The organism is Collinsella aerofaciens, from assembly GCF_040915545.1.
GTDB lineage: Bacteria > Actinomycetota > Coriobacteriia > Coriobacteriales > Coriobacteriaceae > Collinsella > Collinsella aerofaciens_BE.
On the sequence record NZ_JBCPDH010000004.1, the window covers coordinates 75715 to 94326 of the forward strand.

General features: G+C 60.1%; 19 protein-coding genes. 1 reads left to right on the forward strand and 18 read right to left on the reverse strand.

What is annotated here, in order from left to right; all coding sequences use genetic code 11:
* Positions 1–117: 117 nt before the first annotated feature.
* From AB5202_RS02365 to AB5202_RS02385, 5 genes are all read right to left on the reverse strand, one after another.
* Positions 118–1050, reverse strand: coding sequence for a 1-phosphofructokinase family hexose kinase (locus AB5202_RS02365; protein WP_138112436.1), 933 nt, complete (start codon positions 1048–1050; stop codon positions 118–120).
* Positions 1051–1239: 189 nt separating this feature from the next.
* A complete protein-coding gene (locus AB5202_RS02370) occupies positions 1240–2172 on the reverse strand; it encodes a 1-phosphofructokinase family hexose kinase (protein WP_006233969.1) in 933 nt (310 codons plus the stop codon).
* A gap of 74 nt (positions 2173–2246) precedes the next feature.
* On the reverse strand, positions 2247–3950 hold the full coding sequence (gene ptsP, locus AB5202_RS02375; RefSeq protein WP_035138206.1) for a phosphoenolpyruvate--protein phosphotransferase: 1704 nt from the start codon (positions 3948–3950) through the stop codon (positions 2247–2249).
* Between the two features lie 133 nt (positions 3951–4083).
* Positions 4084–4347, reverse strand: coding sequence for an HPr family phosphocarrier protein (locus AB5202_RS02380; RefSeq protein WP_022094575.1), 264 nt, complete (start codon positions 4345–4347; stop codon positions 4084–4086).
* Positions 4348–4894: 547 nt separating this feature from the next.
* Positions 4895–6898 (reverse strand): fructose-specific PTS transporter subunit EIIC, encoded by a 2004-nt coding sequence (locus AB5202_RS02385; RefSeq protein WP_195621316.1) that lies wholly within the window; start codon positions 6896–6898, stop codon positions 4895–4897.
* A gap of 272 nt (positions 6899–7170) precedes the next feature.
* Here AB5202_RS02385 and AB5202_RS02390 point away from each other — a divergent pair, with 272 nt between their 5' ends.
* A complete protein-coding gene (locus AB5202_RS02390) occupies positions 7171–8028 on the forward strand; it encodes a MurR/RpiR family transcriptional regulator (protein WP_055286452.1) in 858 nt (285 codons plus the stop codon).
* Between the two features lie 59 nt (positions 8029–8087).
* On the opposite strand, the gene AB5202_RS02395 is transcribed toward AB5202_RS02390, so the two are convergent.
* From AB5202_RS02395 to ruvX, 13 genes are all read right to left on the reverse strand, one after another.
* Positions 8088–9716, reverse strand: a complete 1629-nt coding sequence (locus AB5202_RS02395; protein WP_368144364.1) for a DNA repair protein RecN — start codon at positions 9714–9716, stop codon at positions 8088–8090.
* A complete protein-coding gene (locus AB5202_RS02400; protein WP_035138200.1) occupies positions 9706–10566 on the reverse strand; it encodes an NAD(+)/NADH kinase in 861 nt (286 codons plus the stop codon). Before AB5202_RS02400 ends, AB5202_RS02395 begins: the two co-directional genes overlap by 11 nt.
* Complete coding sequence (locus tag AB5202_RS02405; RefSeq protein ID WP_195621376.1) at positions 10563–11366, reverse strand: TlyA family RNA methyltransferase; 804 nt, start codon at positions 11364–11366, stop codon at positions 10563–10565. Before AB5202_RS02405 ends, AB5202_RS02400 begins: the two co-directional genes overlap by 4 nt.
* A 35-nt stretch (positions 11367–11401) precedes the next feature.
* Positions 11402–11641 carry an exodeoxyribonuclease VII small subunit gene (locus tag AB5202_RS02410; protein ID WP_006233978.1) on the reverse strand — a complete coding sequence of 80 codons (240 nt, stop codon included), beginning with the start codon at positions 11639–11641 and terminating at the stop codon, positions 11402–11404.
* 2 nt (positions 11642–11643) lie between these two features.
* Positions 11644–12228, reverse strand: coding sequence for a transcription antitermination factor NusB (nusB, locus tag AB5202_RS02415; protein ID WP_215692873.1), 585 nt, complete (start codon positions 12226–12228; stop codon positions 11644–11646).
* A gap of 3 nt (positions 12229–12231) precedes the next feature.
* A complete protein-coding gene (locus AB5202_RS02420; protein ID WP_006233982.1) occupies positions 12232–12594 on the reverse strand; it encodes an Asp23/Gls24 family envelope stress response protein in 363 nt (120 codons plus the stop codon).
* 24 nt (positions 12595–12618) lie between these two features.
* Positions 12619–13182, reverse strand: a complete 564-nt coding sequence (gene efp, locus AB5202_RS02425) for an elongation factor P (protein WP_117806186.1) — start codon at positions 13180–13182, stop codon at positions 12619–12621.
* A gap of 159 nt (positions 13183–13341) precedes the next feature.
* Entirely contained in the window at positions 13342–14472 is a 1131-nt protein-coding gene (locus tag AB5202_RS02430; RefSeq protein WP_117769618.1) for a M24 family metallopeptidase, read from the reverse strand.
* A 132-nt stretch (positions 14473–14604) separates the two neighbouring features.
* A complete protein-coding gene (locus AB5202_RS02435; protein WP_195621323.1) occupies positions 14605–15714 on the reverse strand; it encodes a hypothetical protein in 1110 nt (369 codons plus the stop codon).
* The gene (locus AB5202_RS02440) at positions 15711–16244 is read right to left on the reverse strand and encodes a shikimate kinase (protein WP_138374852.1); all 534 of its coding nucleotides are present in this window, start codon (positions 16242–16244) and stop codon (positions 15711–15713) included. The genes AB5202_RS02435 and AB5202_RS02440 overlap by 4 nt, the downstream gene beginning before the upstream one ends.
* 8 nt (positions 16245–16252) lie before the next feature.
* Positions 16253–16750 (reverse strand): YqeG family HAD IIIA-type phosphatase, encoded by a 498-nt coding sequence (locus AB5202_RS02445; protein WP_117639353.1) that lies wholly within the window; start codon positions 16748–16750, stop codon positions 16253–16255.
* Between the two features lies 1 nt (position 16751).
* The gene (mltG, locus tag AB5202_RS02450) at positions 16752–18185 is read right to left on the reverse strand and encodes an endolytic transglycosylase MltG (protein WP_229089763.1); all 1434 of its coding nucleotides are present in this window, start codon (positions 18183–18185) and stop codon (positions 16752–16754) included.
* The gene (gene ruvX / locus AB5202_RS02455) at positions 18178–18606 is read right to left on the reverse strand and encodes a Holliday junction resolvase RuvX (protein ID WP_055286437.1); all 429 of its coding nucleotides are present in this window, start codon (positions 18604–18606) and stop codon (positions 18178–18180) included. Before ruvX ends, mltG begins: the two co-directional genes overlap by 8 nt.
* Positions 18607–18612: the final 6 nt, after the last annotated feature.

An 18612-nucleotide genomic window follows, 5' to 3' on the forward strand; every position in this document is an offset into this window, starting at 1 on the left:
AAGAAGTCTAGCAAGAAACAGTCTCCACTGCACACGCAAGTCCGATAAACAAAAACGCATCCGTCCTAGTCTAAGACGGATGCGAAATAATCAAACTATTCAGACAAGGTGCCGGAACTAGCAGACCTGGCGAACCTCGATGTGCTTCTTATATTCGTCCACCTTGGCAAAATCACCCAGACCGGGGCACTCGACCACGTTGGCGCCAGTGGCCATCGAAAGGCGCAGGGCGTCCCCGACGCGCTCGGGGGCGTCGTGCCACACGGACAGGAAGGCAGCGAGCGAGGAATCGCCGGCGCACACCGTCGACAGCAGCTTGACGTCGAAGGTGCGGTTGGCAAACCAGATATGCTCGCCGTTGGAGAAGTACGCACCGGCGCCACCAAGGGTCAGCAGCACGTTCTTGGCGCCCTTGGCGTGCAGCTCGGCCATAGCGCCCTTGACGGACTCGTCGTCGCCACCGCTCACCTTGATGCCAAAGATGTCAAGCAGCTCGTCGTCATTGGGCTTGATCAGCAGTGGCTCCAGAGCAATGAGGTCTGCCAGCTGATGGCTCGAGATGTCGAGGACGAACTCGGCCCCCTTGGCCTTGACACGGCGCAGGACCTCGGCCAAGAAGCCCTCGGAAGTGTTAGGAGGCAGCGAGCCGCTGATGACCAGGCAGGTCATGTCATCGAGCGAATCGATAAGTTCAAACATCTCCTGCTCGTTGGCCTCATTGATGGCGGCACCGGCATTGACCATGTTGTACTCGGTGTCGGGACCGGCGTTGAGGAACACATTGACGCGCGTAATACCGTCGGTCCACACGGGCTTGACGGGCACGCCCAGGGCCTCGGCGCCCTTAACGATAAACTCACCCGAGAAGCCGGCGAAGAAACCCAGGATCGTGGTGTCGACACCATAGTGGTCAAGCGTAAACGAGACGTTGAGGCCTTTGCCGTTGGGCGTGTAGACGGCATTGCGGGTACGCGTGACGGTATTGGCAGTAAGGCCGTCGCAGGCGATGTTGTAATCAATGGCGGGATTAGCAGTGAGCGTGTAAATCATGAATGTTCCTTTCACGAAGCAACGTGTTAATGAAAGTATATTCCACGCATCGGTAAAAGGCTAGGACAACTCGGTGAACGGTGTGGAAGCGATGAAGTACGGCAGGACACCTCTCCCCCATGGCGGAACAAAAAAGGCGCCCCGGCCGAAACCGGGGCGCCGCATGCGCACGAATATGTCGCGTTTCGATTACTGACGATCGAGCTTGCGGACAGCAACGCGCTTGCTGTACTCGTCGACGTGACCGAAGTCACCAATGCCGACGGACTCGGCAACGTTGGCGCCGGTGGCCATAGCGAGCTTCATGGCCTCCTCGACGTTGTCGCGATCCCTGTACCACTTGTGCAGGAACGCAGCGAGGGTGCAGTCGCCGGCGCAGACGGAAGAGACCAGCTTGATGTTGAACTCACGCTTGGCGTACCAGATGTCCTCGCCGTTGGAGAAGTAAGCGTCGCCGCGGCTACCACGGGTGAGCAGCACGTTCTGAACGCCAGCGTCGTGAGCCATCTTCATGGCGACACGAACCTCGTCGTCGGTGTCGACCGGCACGCCGAAGATGGCCTTCATCTCGTGATGGTTCGGCTTGATGAGCAGCGGCTTCTTGTGAGCGAGCTCCTTGAGCTTATCGGAGGACAGGTCCAGGACGACGTCAGCGCCACGAGCCTGAGCGTGCTCCATGACCTGAGCCAGGAAGTCGGGCGTAGCTTTGGGAGGCACGGAGCCGGAGACGATCAGGCACTCGAGATCGCCCGCGGTGTCCAGGATGTTGTAGAGCTCCTCCTGGTGCTGCGGCGTGATCGGAGCACCCGGGTTCAGGATGCCGTACTCGTGCTGGCCATCGTTGACGTAGGTGTTAATGCGCGTGATACCGTCGGTCCAGACCGGGCGGCAGAGGCAACCCAGGTTCATAACCTCCTCGACGATGAACTTGCCCGTGAAGCCGGCGAAGAAGCCGAGCGCGACGGTGTCGACGCCCATCTTCTTAAAGGCGAAGGACACGTCGAGGCCCTTGCCGTTAGCCGTGTAGCTGGCCGAGCCGGTGCGGACGTTCTCGTCGGGCTCGAGCGGAGAGCTCGAAACCGTCATGTCGACAGCCGGGTTAGCGGTTAGCGTGTAGAACATTTACAGTACCCCCTGTATATGTGAGGGCCGCGTGGCCGGCCCATTCCAACCACGCGGTTACCTCTGATACCAAATTAGCGAGCTGCGGACTCGAGCAGTGCCTTGACCTCGGCGGCGGTGTTGCAGGCGAGCGCCTTCTCGGCGAGCTCGTCGCACTCGGCCTTGGTCCACTGGCTGATGGTCTTGCGGGCGCGCAGGATCGACGGAGCGCTCATCGAGAACTCCTCCAGGCCCCAGCTGATCAGCAGCGGCTCGAGCAGCGGATCGGCAGCGGCCTCGCCGCACATACCGACCATGATGCCGGCCTTCACGCCGCTCTCGATGATGTTCTTGAGCGAGCGGAGCACGGCGGGATAGTAAACCTGGTACAGGTTGGAGATGGTGTCGTTACCACGGTCGGCGCACATGGTGTAGCCGATCAGGTCGTTGGTGCCGATGGAGAAGAAGTCGGCGACCTCGGCAAGACGGTCTGCGAGCAGCGAAGCGGCGGGCGTCTCGACCATGATGCCGACCTCGATGTTCTCGTTGAACTTGCGACCCTCTTCGGTCAGCTCGGCCTTGCACTGCTCGACGAGCTCCTTGACAGCCAAGACCTCCTCGACGCAGGTGACGAGCGGGATCATGATCTTGACGTCACCGAAGGCGCTAGCGCGCAGCAGAGCGCGGAGCTGGACCTTGTACTGGTCGGGATTGGCCAGGCAGTAACGCACGGCGCGGAAGCCCATGAAGGGGTTGTCTTCCTTGACCATATGCAGATACGGAATCTCCTTGTCGCCACCCACATCGAGCGTGCGGATGATGACCGGAGCACCCTTGAGCGCGCTGGCGACCTTACGGTAGGCGTTGAACTGCTCCTCCTCGGAAGGAAGCTCAGCGGAGTCCATGAACAGGAACTCGGAGCGGAACAGACCGATAGCCTCGGCGTCGTGATCGAGCGCGTTGGGCACGTCATCGGGGTTGCCGATGTTGCAGGCGATGATCTTCTTGATGCCATCGGCAGTCACGGACGGCTTGCCACGGAAGGCCTCGAGGGCTGCCTTCTCGGCAGCGAAGGCCTCGGCCTTGGCGGTGTAGGCGGCGAGCGTCTCCTCGTCGGGATCGGCCTCGACGATACCCTTGCCGCCGTCGACGACAACGGTCATGCCGTTGCGCAGTGCGGTGCAGCTGTTGGAGACCGAAAGGACAGCCGGGATCTCGAGGGCGCGCGCAATGATCGCGGAGTGCGACGTGCGGCCACCGGTCTCGGTGACGATACCGGCAACGTGGGCCTTATCGATCGTGGCGGTCATGGACGGCGTGAGGTCGTGCACGACAACGACAGTGTTCTCGGGCAGGACGGAGAGGTCGACGACCTCCTTGCCCAGCAGCTCGGCCAGAATACCGGTGCGGATGTCGGCGATGTCAGCCGCGCGAAGACGGAACATCTCGTCGTCCATGGACAGGAACATGTTCTCGAACATGGTCGAGGTGTCCATGAGCGCCTGCTCGGCGCAGGTACCGCCGTCAATGGCGGCGTTGATGGCGTCGGTCATACCCGGATCCTGAGCCAGAACAATGTGTCCGCTCATGATCTCGGCCTCGGCCTCGCCCACCGTCTCCTTCATGTGGTCGGCCTGAGCCTGGGTCTTCTCGCAGAAGACCGAAAGAGCGGACTGATAGCGCTCCTTCTCTGCTGCCGAATCAGCAACCTCGTGCGGCTCAAACGTCAAGTCGGGATCGACGGCGACCATGACGGTGCCGATACCGATGCCCTCGGAAGCGTTGACTCCCTGATACATTCCCATTCCTCTCTCCGTGTCATGTGATAAAGCGTTTTGCCATATCCATGACAAAAGAGCGCAGTTACCTTACAACAGGTCACTGCGCCCCCAAATATGAACTTAGTTGTTCAACATGCGACCCGTTTGAGTTCTACTCGCCAAGACCGCTCTTGATGAGCTCGATGGCAGCAGCCAGAGCCTCGGCCTCGTCGGCGCCGTCGCACTTGACCTCGACCTCGGTACCGCAGGGGATACCAGCAGCCATGAGGGCCATCGGGGACTTGCCGTTGACCTCCTTCTCGGGGGTGACGACCGTCACGTCACAGGCGTACTTGCCCATGGTGGAGGCGAACAGACCAGCCGGACGCATGTGCAGACCCTGAGGATTAACGAGGGTAGCCTTCTCAGAAACCATAGTTGACTCCTTTTTGTGTTTAACCCCTGTCATGCATGTGGCAGGAGTCAGATTCACGACATTGTTTATATTAACTCACATCAAACTGTTTTTCATTATGTTTCGCACGAATTGTTGGACAGATGTGTTTGTCGTCCGCTTGCTAGCCCACAGGGGGCCGGGCGCGGCCAGTGAGATTTCCTGCTCTACAGTCCTGCTCGCACGAAGAGCACATTAAGTGCTCTTCGGCTCGTGCGGAACTCGCGATAAATCTCACTGGCCGCGTCCGGCCCCCTGTGGGCGAGCAAGCTGCGGAAACTCGGTCGGTCCAGAGCAATATCGTGCAAACGGAATTCAGGCTGATGAACCGTTCGCGACAAAGACTCGATAGGTAGCCCCCTCTATGACCTTTTATAAGTTGCGGTGAAATAGGGACTAAATTTGGGGTTGAATCGTTTAAACAGTCCCTATTTCACCGCAACTTATGGGAGGGGTAGAAAAAGGCGGAGGCCCTGGAGAGGGACTCCGCCTTATATACAGGGGGCGATGGTATTCGCGTGTTGCGGGATTAGACCAGGCGGGCGTTGATCGTCTTGGCGATCTTGGCGGCGTCGGTGGAACCCTTGACGGTGGCACGGAAGTCCTCGTCCATGAGCGCCTCGGCGACCTTGGACAGGATCTTAAGGTGCGTGGTGCCGGCCTGGGCACCCGGGATGAGCAGCGCGATGGCCACGTTGACGGGAGCGCCGTCCATGGTGTCCCAACCGGTCACACCGGACTCGTCCTTGACGACGATGACGGCAGCCTCGGTAATGGCGTCGGACTTGGCATGCGGGATGGCGAAGCCCTCCATCATGCCCGTGGTGCCCTCGGCCTCGCGGGCCAGGAAGGCGTTCATCACGGCGTCGGCGTCGCTGGCGATACCGGCCTTGACAGCCTGGTTGGAAACGAAGCTCAGAGCCTCGTCACGAGAAGCGAAGTCCTCGGCGACAAAGACATTCTCGACCTTCACGAAGTCGGCAGCCTCGGCCTTGGGGGCCTCGACGGCAGCGGCCTTGGGGGCCTCAACGGACCTGGCTACAGGAGCGGCCTTCTGATTCTTCTCGAAGTCGTACTTCTTGAAGGCCACGAACAGGATGCCACCGACCACAGCGCCGATGAGGATCGCGAGGACCCACAGCGGACCGTTCTCGACAACGGGCAGGACCAGGAAGCCGCCGTGAGGCGCCGGATCGTGAACGTTGAAGAAGATGGTCAAGATGGAAGCGATGGAAGAACCGAGCATCATGATGGGCATGACGGGCCAGATGTTCTTGGTCATGAACGGAATGGCGCCCTCGGTGATGTGGGTGCAACCAAGGATGAGGTTGACGATACCGGCGTCATGATCCTCCTGGCTGAAGTACTTCTTGCCGACAACGACGGCGAAGGTGGTGATCAGCGGCGGAACGATGCAAGCGGCGGAGACGGCAGCCATGAAGTTGGTGCCGAAGTTGTAGGTCTCGGTGCCGACGCCAGCTTCGAGAGCGGTACCGAGCAGGAAGGTGCCAGTAGCGTAAGCAGCCTTGTTGACCGGGCCGCCCATATCAAAGGCGCACATGCAGCCGATGGCCAGGCCAAGGATCACCGGACCGGAGTTACCGAGGCTCTGCAGGAAATCCATCATACCCTGGTTAATGGCAGCCATGGGGCCGGAAATACCGAGCATGACCAGGCCGACGATGGCGGTAGAGCACAGCGGATACAGGAAGATTGCCTTCAGGCCATTAAGGCTCGCAGGAATTTTAGAGAAAACCTTCTCGAGCAGCAGGATGACATAGCCAGCGAGGAAGCCGCCGACGATGCCGCCCAGGAAGCCGAAGCCCACGCCGGCGCCACCGGCGTCGATCATGCCGGTCTCGGCGTTAACAGGCAGGCCCTGGATGGCAATCATACCGGCGACGAAACCGGGGACGAGCGCTGGGCGCTTGCCGATGGACTCGGCGATGTAAGCGGAGAGCACCGGAACCATGAGGTTCATGGCGATACCGCCGATAATCTTGAGCATCGCGGCAAAGCTGTTGTAGTCGGCAGCCGTCGAATCAAAGGACGTGATGCCCCACAGGAACGAAATGGCGGTCAGAACACCACCGGCAACGACGAAGACCAGCATGTGGCTGACGCCGTTCATGAGGTGCTTGTAGATGACGTGACCGATGGACTCCTTCTCCTCGACCTCGTCCTCGACATCGGCGGCAGCGGCAACCGTGTCGTCGCCCTTGGCGGCGAGCGCGCGGTCGATCAGCTTACCAGCAGCCTCGACAGACAGGGCCTTGGAAACACCAACGGAAACCATGGGCTTACCGGCGAAACGCTCAGCCTGGACATCCTTATCGGCTGCGACGACGACGGCCTTGGCACCGGCGATCTCGCTCTTGGTGAGCTCGTTCTCGACGCCGACCTGGCCATGAGTCTCGACCTTAATGGTCAGACCTCGCTCGGCAGCAGCCTTCTCCAGCGCCTCCTTCGCCATGAAGGTGTGCGCAATGCCGGTCGGGCAACCGGTCGCGGCGATGATGTCAAACTTAGCCATGTGTCCCTCCTTCTTGAGTACAGCGCCCGCGGGCGCTCCCCTACACGCGCTTCGATGCGCGTTTTTCCACACTTGAAAGATACCAACCTACCGTCCGCGTGAGAAGAGACAAGGCGCAATTCTCCGGTGAAAGGTTCTTTCATAACCGTAAACGGCAAGTGAAAGTTTACCATCAACACTTGAAACGGCAAGGTGTATCTTGTAATTGAAAATGCCCGTATACTATGGCATTGCAAATCAAGCTAGATTTTCATGCCAACCAGGAGCCATCCATGACCGATAGTAGCAAGAGCGCACTTTCCCTCATTAGTACCCATCAGGGATACAGCGAGTCCGAGCAGCGCATTGTCGACTATATATTGGAGCACCAGTCCGAAGCGCCACGCCTCACGGCCGCTCAGCTCTCGCGCGCTGCCGCCACGTCCGAGGCGACCGTTTCGCGTTTCTGCCGCAAGCTGGGCTTTGGCAGCTTCCGCAGCTTTCAGTTTTCGTTGGCGCGCGACTTAGAGAGTCAGCGCAACGAGGGCCTGACCGACGAGGTCTCGCTCGACAACATGGAGCAGAGCCTTAAAAATATCCTCGCCGCCAAGGTGAGTGAGCTTAATGCGACCATCGACGGCATTGATCACGACACGTTGGCCGCAGTTGTACACGCGCTTAAGAATGCCGGCGTTATTGAGTTCGCCGCCGTGGGCAATACGAACGCGGTCGCGCTCGATGCGACGTTTAAGTTTTCGCAGCTGGGCCTGCGCTGCATGGCGAGCACCATTAGCGAGACATCAATCGGCTTTGCGCTCACGTTACGCCCGGGTGACGTCATCGTGCTAATCTCAAACTCTGGCAAATCGCGCCGACTGAATCGCATGGCAAAAGCGGCTCGCAACTGCGGCGCAACCGTAGTCGTCATCAGCAGCGATAGCAAGTCTCCACTTGCACGCCTCGCCGACTACACCTTTAATACCGTCAATCACGAAGCGCTGCTGACAACGGGTGACTTCGCATTCTCCAAGATGAGCGCCACGATGATCATAGAGGTCATCTACAACTTCCTGCTGCCCGAAATCGAGGACGCCCGAGAGCACATCAGCTACTATGAGGAACTCATCCAACCGGATAAGGTCGTGGAGTAAAACGCGAAGTGAGACAAAAAATTCAGTCTATTTTGTCCCACCAACACCGCTGATACGACCTAACCTCGAGCTTCTTCAAGCATCTGCTTGGCATGCGCCAAGCTCGCCTCCGATTGATCGCCGCTCAACATGCGGGCGATCTCGGCGGTACGCGCTTCGCCGGTCACCTCGTCCAAATGCGTCTGGGGAACATCGCCCGGTTCCTTACTGACAACATAATGTTTGTCGGCCATGACCGCAACCTGCGCCAAGTGGGTTACGACAATCACCTGATGCGTAGCGGCGAGATCTGCCAGCACGCTCGCGAGGGCACGTGCGGTAGAGCCGCCGACACCAGCATCGACCTCGTCAAACACCAGCGTATCGACACCGTCCGCGTTACCGAGGACAACCTTACTTGCCAACATGACGCGGCTGAGCTCGCCGCCCGACGCAATGCGGCGCAGGGGACGTGGAGTCAAACCGGCACCGCTGCGGTATAGCAGCTCGTAGCTCGAAGGACCAACGGGCGTCCACTCAGCACGGGGAAGATCACGCGACTCCCAGACGAGCTCGGCGCCGCCCATCTCCAGGCGAGCCATCTGGCGGCAAACCTCGTGGCAGAAGCGCGGGGCCGCCACATTGCGAGCGCGCTTAAGTGCCTTGGCAGCGGCAAACAACTCGTGCTCGGCGCTCCCGAGTGCCTCACGCGCCTTTCTGATCTGTTCATCGCCATCATCGACCATGGACAGCAGCTCTTGCGAGCGATCGCGCATGGCAAAAACATTGTCCATGGTAGGACCCCACTGACGCAGCAGGCCCTTGAGGTCGGAATACCGCTCACGCATGCGAGCGAGCTCGCGCGGATCGAAGGCGACGCCATCGCGATAGGCACGAAGTTCGTTCGCGCAATCCTCAAGGGAGATACAGGCATCCGAAAGCAAATCGGCAATGTCGCCAAGTTTGCGATCGACGGAAGCCATACGGGAAAGTTCTGCCACGGCGCTGTTCACGGCATCGAGCGCTCCCCCTTCAGAGGCAAGCGATGCATGGGCATCATTAGCTGTGGCAACCAGCACCTCGGCATGTTCGGAGCGCGGCAGCAGTTCCTCGAGTTCCTCATACTCGCCCGGTTTGGGGTCGACCTCGCCGATGCGCTCGAGCGCAAAGCGCGCTTCCTCGACGCGGCTCCCCTGCGCACGCGAGGTCTCTTCGACACGTCGAACCTCCTTAGCGGCAGCGCGCGAAGCCTTAAAGCAGGCGCGGTAGTGCTCGAGCGCCTCGAGTGCAGGGCGCCCTGCCCAGGCATCGACCATCGCAACATGATGCGCCGGATCGAGCAAGCGCTGGTGCTCGTGTTGGCCGCACAGATCCATCATCACGCCAACGCGCTCCGAAAGCTCGCGCACACTGGCGATGCGTCCGTCAATCTTCACGCGGCTGCGGCCCTCGGCAGAAAGACTGCGCTGCACGATGAAGCCCTCCGTGTCGTGCGGGCCGTCAAACAGGCGCGCCTCGACGCTCGCCAGCGCCTCGCCCTCGCGCACCATAGACGAATCCGCGCGCTCACCCAAAATAAGCTTGAGGGCCGAGAGCAGCGCGGTCTTGCCGGCACCGGTCTCGCCGGTCAGGACAGTCAGGCCGGCACTCGGCAGCAGCGTCGCCTCGCGAATGAGCGCAATGTTAGAAACCTGCAGCTCATCGATCATGACGGACTCCGTAGAATACGCGGCTCACCGAGTTATAGAAGCTCTCGGGGCCGTAATCCAGCAGCAGCACATCACCGGGCCCGCGACGCACCGCCACGCTCTCAACGGTGCCATCGCAAGTAATAAATTGTCCATCGATAGCGATCGCCGGAACGCTCGGACGGTCATCAGACATAAAGATTTCGACGACATCACTCGGCGAAGTCAAGAAGGCACGGGCCTGAATGGTGTGCGGCGCAATAGGTACGCAGACCATACCCGTATAGTCGGGGCTCACGATGGGGCCACCGGCACTGAGCGCGTACCCCGTAGAACCAGTCGCCGTGGACACGACCACGCCGTCGCCACGCAGTCGGTCGATATGGTGGCCCGACACCGTGATGTCGAACTCGACCATATCGGACAGCGGACCGCGGGTAAGCGCCATGTCGTTGAGGGCGAAGGTGCGCACGACATCCTTCGTACCGTCTTCGCGCACGGATACGATATCCGCGGCGATGGTGGCGCGACGGCTCACGTGCAGCTCACCGGACAGGGCGTCGCTCACGACCTGCAGAATGTCGCGCTCCTCGGGGCTCGCAGCAGTTAAAAAGCCCAGGTGACCATAGGAAAGACCGAGGATAGGAATCTCGCGATGGTTGAGGATGCGGGCAGCGCGCAGCAACGTACCGTCGCCGCCGAGCGTAATGACCAGATCGGAGCCGTCAATATCAGGCGTGCTCTGAATCTTCGATCGCTGGTCGGCAGCCCATGCGACCTCATAGCCCTGGCGCGTCAGCCAAAGCTCAAGCATCAGGCCGCTCTCGACCGCCTCTTGTTTGTAGTAATTGGGAACCAGAAAGACCTTCATAGCGTTGCAGATTTCTCGCTCAAAACCGATACCTGGGATTGCAGCTCATCGTCGGTGCGTTCGCCGGGGACAAACCTCGTGCCGTACAGGAAAAACTCAACGTTGCCCTTGGCACCATGAATGGGCGACACGCACACATCGACCGGGAACAGCCCCTTGGCAGCAAAGAGTTCAACTGCCGCAACAAGTGTATCGCGGCGCACGGCGGGATCGGTCACAATACCGCCCTCGCCCACCAGCGCCGCCGGAGCCTCAAACTGCGGCTTTACGAGCGTGCAGAATGCACCCGTAGGCGCCAGGCACGCCAGCACCGCATCGATAATGTTCGCGATGCTGGTAAACGAGACATCGCACACAGCCAGGTCGAGAGCGCCGGCATAGCCAAGCTCAGGCAGCTGCGTCACGTTTGTGCGCTCATGCAGCGTTACGCGATCGTCCTGACGCAACGACCAATCGAATTGGGCGCGACCCACGTCCACCGAGACAACGGCCGCAGCTCCGCGCTTGAGCAGACAATCGGTAAAGCCGCCGGTAGAGCAGCCCACATCCAGACAGGCAAGGCCCGTCGGATTGATGCCAAACGCATCAAGCGCGCCTTCGAGCTTAAGACCGCCGCGGCCAACATAGGGAATGCGCCCCTTCACGTGCAGCGGCAGCCCCGGGATCACCTTAAGGCCCGGCGAAGTCAAGCGCTCGCCGCCACTCGAGACCAAGCCGGCCATAAGAGTGCGAAGGGCATCCGCGCGATCGGCGCAGATGCCCTGTGAAATCAGTTCGTCATCAAGACGCACACGTTTCATGAATGCCATCAACCATTCGTATCCGGAGATGCGGCCTAGCTATCCTGGGATTCGTTTGCCGCATCCTCATCGTATTCCTGCTCGAGCTTGTCGGCTTCTCGCGGCGTAAGCTCAAACTTGTCGACCATATCGACCGCGCGGGAGCCCAGCTCAATCGCCTCGTCAAACAGATCGAGTGAACGCTCCAAGGAGGTATCCTTGGAGCGAACGGTAGCGATGATCTGGTCCAGACGGTCCGAAATCTCGTCAAAGTTGCGGACAGAACCCTCTGGCATGGCTACTCCTCGACGGAGTCGACGACAGCCTCGGCAGCGTCCGCATCCTCGGCAAGTACACCGGCGGCAGCCTGAGCGGCGGCGACCTTTGCGGCAGCCTCTGCAGCCTGCGCCTCCTCGCGAGCGCGGTCCTCGGCCAGCAGCTCTTGGTACAGGTCCTCGCCCGGCAGCTCCTCGCTGCGAGCGATCTTGCCCAGCACGCCATTGACAAACGACGCGGACTGATCGGTGCCATAGGCCTTGGCAAGCTCGACGGCCTCGTTGATCACGATGGCGTCCGAGACCTCCTCGTCGGTGAGGAAGCGCATCTCGTAGACGGCGATACGCAGCAGGTTGCGGTCGGCGCCGGGCATGCGCATAAGATCCCAGTTCTTGGCGACGGCGCGCAGGGCACAGTCGATGCGATCGATATGCTCGTAGGCACCACGGCAAAGCTCCAGCGCATAGGGGTCGAGGGGGCCCTTCGAGATCAGGAAATCGCCCTCGAGGACGCGCTCGAGCGGGCTGTCCGTGGCCTCGGCCTGAAACAGCAGCTGCAGCGCCTGACTGCGGGCAAGCGTACGCCCGCGATAAACCTTAAGGCTCAAAGGTTACTCCTTGGGGAAAACGAGGCCATCGATGCAAACGTCAACGCGCTCGACCTCAACGCCCACCTGAGCATCGATGGCGGCGACCACGGCGGCGCGAACGGCCTCGGCGAGTTTCTTGAACGGATAGCCAAAGAACACCACGACACGCACGGTGAGTGCGAGCTTGTCGCCGACGACCTCGGCCTCGACCGCCGGCTCGGAAGCCGGGGCCTTGGACGAGAGCATCATGGAGACAAGGTTGGTGGCAAGGTCCTTGACGCCAACGGAGGCGATGCCCTCGACATCCGACACGGCGCGCGAGACGATGGCGGTCAGAACATCGGGCGAAATGCCGATGCCGTCAATCTTGATTTCCTGGGGCATGAGTCCTCCTAGAAGAGTTGGTTGCTAGACGCGGGAGACGAACTTGCCGTCGCGGGTGTCAACCTTGATGACCTCGCCCTCGTTGAGGTACATGGGGACCTGGATGACAGCGCCGGTGTCAATCGTGGCCGGCTTGGTGGAACCCTGGACGGTGTCGCCCTTAAAGCCCGGGTCGGTCTGGACGATGGTGGTCTCGATGAACATCGGCGGCGTCACGCCCATGAGCTCATCGTCGGCGAAGAGCAGCTGGCAGATGTCGTTCTCGCGCAGCCACTTGGAGTTCTCGCCCACCATGTCCTCGGGAACGGGAACCTGCTCATAGGTCTCATTGTCCATGAAGATGTAGTCGGCGCCATCGTTGTAGAGGTACTGGAACTCACGGGTGGTGAGCATAACGCTCTCGAACTTGGTGCCAGCGTTGCAGGTGTTCTCGACGACGCGGCCGCTCTTGATGTCGCGGGTCTTGTAGCGCACAAACGCGCCGCCCTTGCCCGGCTTGACATGCTGGAACTCGACGATGGTGTAGACCTTGTCCTTGATGCGGAGACCGAGGCCGTTCTTGAAGTCGGCGGTAGAAATGGTAGGCATAGCGACCTTTCTTGTTATGGGCAGAACGCACAAGCGTCCAAATTACATACGACCGAAATTATACACTTGCTGACGGCGCCTGCAGCGAGCGCATAAAAAGAGAACGCGGGGCGTCCGAATCGATCCGGACGCCCCGCCCCAAAAATCTATCGAAATGGGCTAGCAATCGATGACGTGCAGGTCGTGCGGGGTCTTGGTGAAGGGCTCGTAGCCGTTCTCGGTGACCACGCCGTAGTCCTCCAGACGCACGCCGCCCACACCGGGCAGATACACGCCGGGCTCCATGGTGATAACCGAGCCGACCTCGATGGTGTTCTTGCTGCGGTTGAAGTTGGGCAGCTCATGGATGTCGATGCCCACGCCGTGACCCAGACCATGGTTGTAATAATCGCCATAGCCGGCATCGCCGATAATCTTCTTGGAAAGCTTGAAAATGTCGTTGCCCTCGACGCCCGGATGGATGGCAGCGACGCACTCCTCGTGCGTACGGCGCACGAGCGCGTACAGGTCGAGCTGCTCCTGGGTAGGCTCGCCCATCACGACAGTGCGTGTCATGTCGGAGCGATAATCGCAGTAGCCCGCGCCGTAATCCATGAGGACAAAGTCGCCCTTCTCGATCACGCGGTCGCTCGGGACGGCATGCGGGTTGGCGGTGTTGGGGCCGCTCGCCACGATGGAGCCGAAGGCAAGGCTGTCGGCGCCGTTGGCGAACATAAAGTTCTCGAGCTCGTTGCGAACCTGCTTCTCGGTCATACCAGGCTTAATAAAGCCGAGCATGTGCTGGAAGGCGGCGTCAGTGATCGACTGTGCATGGCGCATGAGCTCGATCTCCTCGGCATCCTTGATGGCGCGCATCTTGCGGATGTCGTCGTGCATCAGCGGCAGCATGCAGGCGACGGAACGGTCCTCCAGGCCGCGCTGAATACCCTGGTAGAAGTTGATCTGCATGTCGTCCTCGACAGCGCAGACGCGGCACTTGTTGGCTGCGATCTTGCCGGCGACCCAACCGGGGATGGTGCCCTCGTCCATGTCGTAGACCCAGGGGCTGCCGGCGGGCGTGTTCTCCTCAAAGCTGTTGAGGTAGCGCGAGTCGGTATGGAACAGGCACTGATCGGCCGTAATAAACGCCGCGTGCGGGAACTCGAAGGTGTAGTCGAAGACGCCCTTCACGCCCGTGAGCCAACGAAGATTGGCCTCGTCGCGTACCACGATAGCGTCATAGCCGCGCTCGACCATCAGGGCACGGACACGTTCGATACGACCGGCAGGACCGGCAGCAAACTCAGACATGCAGATTCCTTTCTTGTTGTCTCTATATAGACGGAACGGGTCTCAACCGAACGACGGAATCGCATACGATCCGCAACCGATTGAAAACCCGCCCCTCAACTTGATACGAAAGACGATGGAAGTCAATAAATCTTAGAGAAGTTCTTTGCGAGAAGCCAAGTAGGCATGAGCATGGCGCTCAAGAACCTCGTCCTCGACGCTCGTTAGGCGAATGGCGCCGAGTGCCGCGGGCAGCGGCAACATACTGCGGTTCGAGCGGGCGAACTGCTGCCTGCGGAACTCCTCGATAAACGCGGTGGGCTCCAGGTCGAAGGCAAGTTCCTCGATGCCAAAGTCCTCCAGGCAGTCATCGACCTCAAAGACGTAATCGATATCAAAGTCGCAGGCATCATGTGCTAGGCGCGCCTCAAAGCGCATGCCCTCGGATAACAGCTGATAGGCAGGGACCTGCGAAGCGGCATCGCCCAAGCAGGCGCGCAGGGTACGCTCCCCCGTCTTGCCAAAATCGAGCGCATGGCGAGCGCTCGGGTTCGTGGCCATCAGTACGTCCTTACGGGCAGTCTGAGACCATTGAACGGCATTGACGAGCGCGACCTCCTCGCCCGCGAGAATCTCGGGGACGGTCTCAGTAAACTGATTCCAGCGGGACTTACTGCTCGAAAGCATGGTGCCAACAAGCACCACAAAGCCGAGCTTGAGGTCCTCGGGGTCCGCCTCACGAACAAGGTCGAGGTCACACACGACCAAGCCCGGCTCAGGACGGAACGCGATAGCGGGAAGCGCATTCGACGACGAGGCGACGAGCGGCTTCATGGTCGTCGCGACCGTGAGCATGGCGTCGAACGTCGTCGGCAGCAACGCGCACTCGGTGCGGCCGCACCACTGATTGGCACACCAGCTAACAACCGAGCAGGTTGCGGCATCGCCAACGGCGACAACCAGATCGTCACAGGTAATGCCGTTGGCAGACAAGGCGCCAAAGATCGCATCGGCATCAGCAAGCGTGGCACCAGCAGGCGAAACCTCGAGGAAGAGCTGTGACACGGCAAAACCGGCGTCGACCAGCGCATGCTCGACGACCTCATCAAAACGTTCTGACGAGGCGGAGTTCCAAACCACCATCGCGCGCTTAGGCTTGCCCACAGCCGAGGCAAACATACGCGACAGCTCATCGAACGCGCCCAATCCGACACGGACATCGACGCTGCGGTTTTGGAAATTGATCAGTTGGCGGCGAATCATAGCAGTCCACGCTCCAAAAGCATCTCGGCACAAAGGTAGGAAACGTCCTCGAAGGACTTGTTGCGAATATCAAGGGTAATATCGGCGGCCTGGCGATACAGCGGACGGCGATGCTCAAACAAGCGCGCGGCATGCTCGGGCGAGCGGAAATCGGGGCGCGTGTCGGACCGACGAATCTGGCGAATCGAATCCTCAAAGTCGCCCTCGAGGTACACGCACGTACCCATTTCGTGCATCAGCTCAATATTCACCGGCGTCTCGACGATACCGCCACCGCACGAAACCAACAGACTGCGCTCGCTTTGGAGCGAACGGAGCGCCGAGGTCTCGAGCTCGCGAAAACGATCCTCACCCTCGGTCTCAAAAATCTCGGTTACCGACTTGCCGCAACGGCGGACGACTAGGCGGTCGGTATCGATAAAACGCCGCTTGAACATAGTGCCGACGTTGCGCGCGAGCGTCGATTTGCCCGCGCCCAAAAAGCCGATAAAGAAGATATGGTCGCAGCCGTGTTTGGTGTGCTGGGACATGACGAGACCTATTCCTCGCAGGGAAGGTCGCGCAGGGCCCGGCGCTCAAAGATACGGAAGATCTGCGTATACCACAGGTCCTGCGTGGCCTGCGGCTTTACCAGGATGGTATCGACGCCGGCGAAGTTGCCGCTCCACACGTCCGTGTAGAGCTGATCACCGATCAGCACCGCCTCGTCGGCCGTGGCGCCGAGGCGCTTAAGACCCGCCTTGAGGGCAAACGGTGCCGGCTTCATGGCGTGGCTGATGGCCTCGAGTCCCAGCTCGCGTGCTGATGCCATGACCTGGTCGCGATGCCAGTTGTTGGACACCATGCACAGCTTAAAGCCTTTGGCGCGGGCGGTATCGAGCCAAGCGGAAACCGCGGCGGGAACCTGCTCGGTGTCGCGCGGCACCAGGGTGTTATCGCGATCGAGCAGAATGGCGCGTTTGCCGTCGGCCCACAGGGTATCAAGGTCGATGCGATCGACCGAGGCAACGTAACGTTTGGGGCTAAAAATCCTCATGCTAATTCCAAGACTGTTGATGCTCTTCGTAGGTTTGCGAGAAGTACTCCTCGTCCTGCGTAATGTAGAAATACAGGTCATCGGAGTCGGTCGGCTCAAGCGTGGCCTTGAGTGCCTCGAGCGACGGAGAGCAGATGGGCGTGGGTGGCAGACCCTCATGCTTATAGGTGTTATACGGACTATCGCTCTGCAGGTCGTCGGCGGTAACCTCGCCACCGGTGACATACATCATAGTCGCATCGCTATTGAGATAGCGCAGACCGTCGAGCTTGCCGGCAAGGCGGTTGTAGAAAACCGAGGCCACATGCGCACGTTGATCGGCGTTGAGGCCCTCGCGCTCAACGATAGAGGCCAAGTTGACGATGTCGTAGTCGGACATCTCCACACCGTAGCGTTCCTTGATCTTGGCTTCGCAGCTCGCAAAGTCAAGCGACTTGTACTCGGTCTTAAACTGATCGAGCATAGCGCGAATCACGTCATCGGCCGTCGGCGAATCGCCCAGCGAATAGGTCTTGGGGAACAAGAAACCCTCGAGCGAATCGTTGGCGGCGCCCTTAAGGAAGCTATAGTCGTCCACGTAGTTGGAGGCCTTGGCCTGGTTGAGGAAGTCTTCCTTAGAGATGCTGTCGTAGGCCTGGGCCACACGGTCGGCGACTTGATCGACCGTCAGGCCCTCAGGGATAGTCAGCGTATTGGAGCCCGCGTTGGGGCCTTCCATGAGCTGCTGAACAACCTTGGTCGCATCCATGAGTGTGGTGAACGAATAATCACCAGGCTTGAGCGACATATCGGCGTTGAGCTTTTTCACCGCCGCATAGTAATCCTTGGGATTTTCTACGATATGGTTCTCGGAGAGAATCGAAGCGATGCTGTCACCCGAGGCACCATCGGGAATCGTGATAGTAACCTGCTGGCCTGCAACGACTTTCGCACCCTCACCGCCAAAGAAGCCCTTGACGGCTGGCACGACAAAGAAAACGATCGCGACAAGCGCAAGCACGGCAACAACGCCACCGATAATCATAGGCACCGGGGAGCTTTTCTTTTGAGCACCGCGACGAGCATGCGTGTTGTAGCTCGAGCGGGTCGCCGGAGCAACACCATGCGAACCACGAGCGTGATGCGAATGCGATTGGGGGGCCTGCGTTCGCTGGGTAGGTGCCTGCTGCTTAAAGCGGGTGCCGCCTGCAGGCTGGGCCGTACGAGCAGTGGGCTGCTGAACCGCGTGAGAAGCCGAATGCTGAACCGAACGAGCAGAAGGCTGCTGACCCGTCCGTTGAACAGGTTGGGCCGAACGAGAGAAGGACTGCGCCGGGCGCGCGGCAGGCTGAGCTGCGCGCTGCGTCGGCTGTGCCGGACGCTGGCCAGGCTGGGCAGGGCGCGACGCCGGCTGCTGTGTACGATTCGGCTGGCGCGGATCGGAAGCACTAGGCATGCGAAACCTCCTCGTTTTTACGATCGAGCCACGTCTGCAAAAACAGGCTGGCGGCAATCATGTCGATCTTGCCCCTCATCTGCTTTTCGTTGAGACCCTGCTCGCGCAGGATACGCTTGGCCTCTTGCGAGGACAGACGCTCGTCCTCAAACTCCAACGGAAGATCGAGCTCGTCGGCAATCTTTTGCGCCACAGCGGCAACGCGCACGGCCTGAGGGCCGGGCTCACCGGCCATGGTCAGGGGACGTCCGCTTACCAGGATGTCGGGCTCATAGTCCTCAACCAGGTAGCGGAACGTCTTGGCCATACCGGTGACCTCGGCAGCCGGAAGCACCTTGACAGGCATCGCCATCTTGCCATCACGGCTCGAGACGGCGATGCCAATCCTGGTCTCCCCTATGTCCAGCGCGAGCGCAACCACAGCGAC

Bases quoted from the DNA above. Each gene is read 5' to 3' on its own strand.
- AB5202_RS02420 (WP_006233982.1), bottom strand. From the start codon at position 12,594: ATGCCCCAGGAAATCAAGATTGACGGCATCGGCATTTCGCCCGATGTT.
- AB5202_RS02410 (WP_006233978.1), bottom strand. From the start codon at position 11,641: ATGCCAGAGGGTTCTGTCCGCAACTTTGACGAGATTTCGGACCGTCTG.
- AB5202_RS02440 (WP_138374852.1), bottom strand. From the start codon at position 16,244: ATGTCCCAGCACACCAAACACGGCTGCGACCATATCTTCTTTATCGGC.
- AB5202_RS02365 (WP_138112436.1), bottom strand. From the start codon at position 1,050: ATGATTTACACGCTCACTGCTAATCCCGCCATTGATTACAACATCGCC.
- AB5202_RS02370 (WP_006233969.1), bottom strand. From the start codon at position 2,172: ATGTTCTACACGCTAACCGCTAACCCGGCTGTCGACATGACGGTTTCG.
- AB5202_RS02400 (WP_035138200.1), bottom strand. From the start codon at position 10,566: ATGAAGGTCTTTCTGGTTCCCAATTACTACAAACAAGAGGCGGTCGAG.
- AB5202_RS02435 (WP_195621323.1), bottom strand. From the start codon at position 15,714: ATGATTCGCCGCCAACTGATCAATTTCCAAAACCGCAGCGTCGATGTC.
- AB5202_RS02430 (WP_117769618.1), bottom strand. From the start codon at position 14,472: ATGTCTGAGTTTGCTGCCGGTCCTGCCGGTCGTATCGAACGTGTCCGT.
- mltG (WP_229089763.1), bottom strand. From the start codon at position 18,185: ATGCCTAGTGCTTCCGATCCGCGCCAGCCGAATCGTACACAGCAGCCG.
- efp (WP_117806186.1), bottom strand. From the start codon at position 13,182: ATGCCTACCATTTCTACCGCCGACTTCAAGAACGGCCTCGGTCTCCGC.
- ptsP (WP_035138206.1), bottom strand. From the start codon at position 3,950: ATGTATCAGGGAGTCAACGCTTCCGAGGGCATCGGTATCGGCACCGTC.
- AB5202_RS02385 (WP_195621316.1), bottom strand. From the start codon at position 6,898: ATGGCTAAGTTTGACATCATCGCCGCGACCGGTTGCCCGACCGGCATT.
- AB5202_RS02380 (WP_022094575.1), bottom strand. From the start codon at position 4,347: ATGGTTTCTGAGAAGGCTACCCTCGTTAATCCTCAGGGTCTGCACATG.
- AB5202_RS02405 (WP_195621376.1), bottom strand. From the start codon at position 11,366: ATGAAACGTGTGCGTCTTGATGACGAACTGATTTCACAGGGCATCTGC.
- AB5202_RS02395 (WP_368144364.1), bottom strand. From the start codon at position 9,716: ATGATCGATGAGCTGCAGGTTTCTAACATTGCGCTCATTCGCGAGGCG.
- AB5202_RS02390 (WP_055286452.1), top strand. From the start codon at position 7,171: ATGACCGATAGTAGCAAGAGCGCACTTTCCCTCATTAGTACCCATCAG.
- AB5202_RS02445 (WP_117639353.1), bottom strand. From the start codon at position 16,750: ATGAGGATTTTTAGCCCCAAACGTTACGTTGCCTCGGTCGATCGCATC.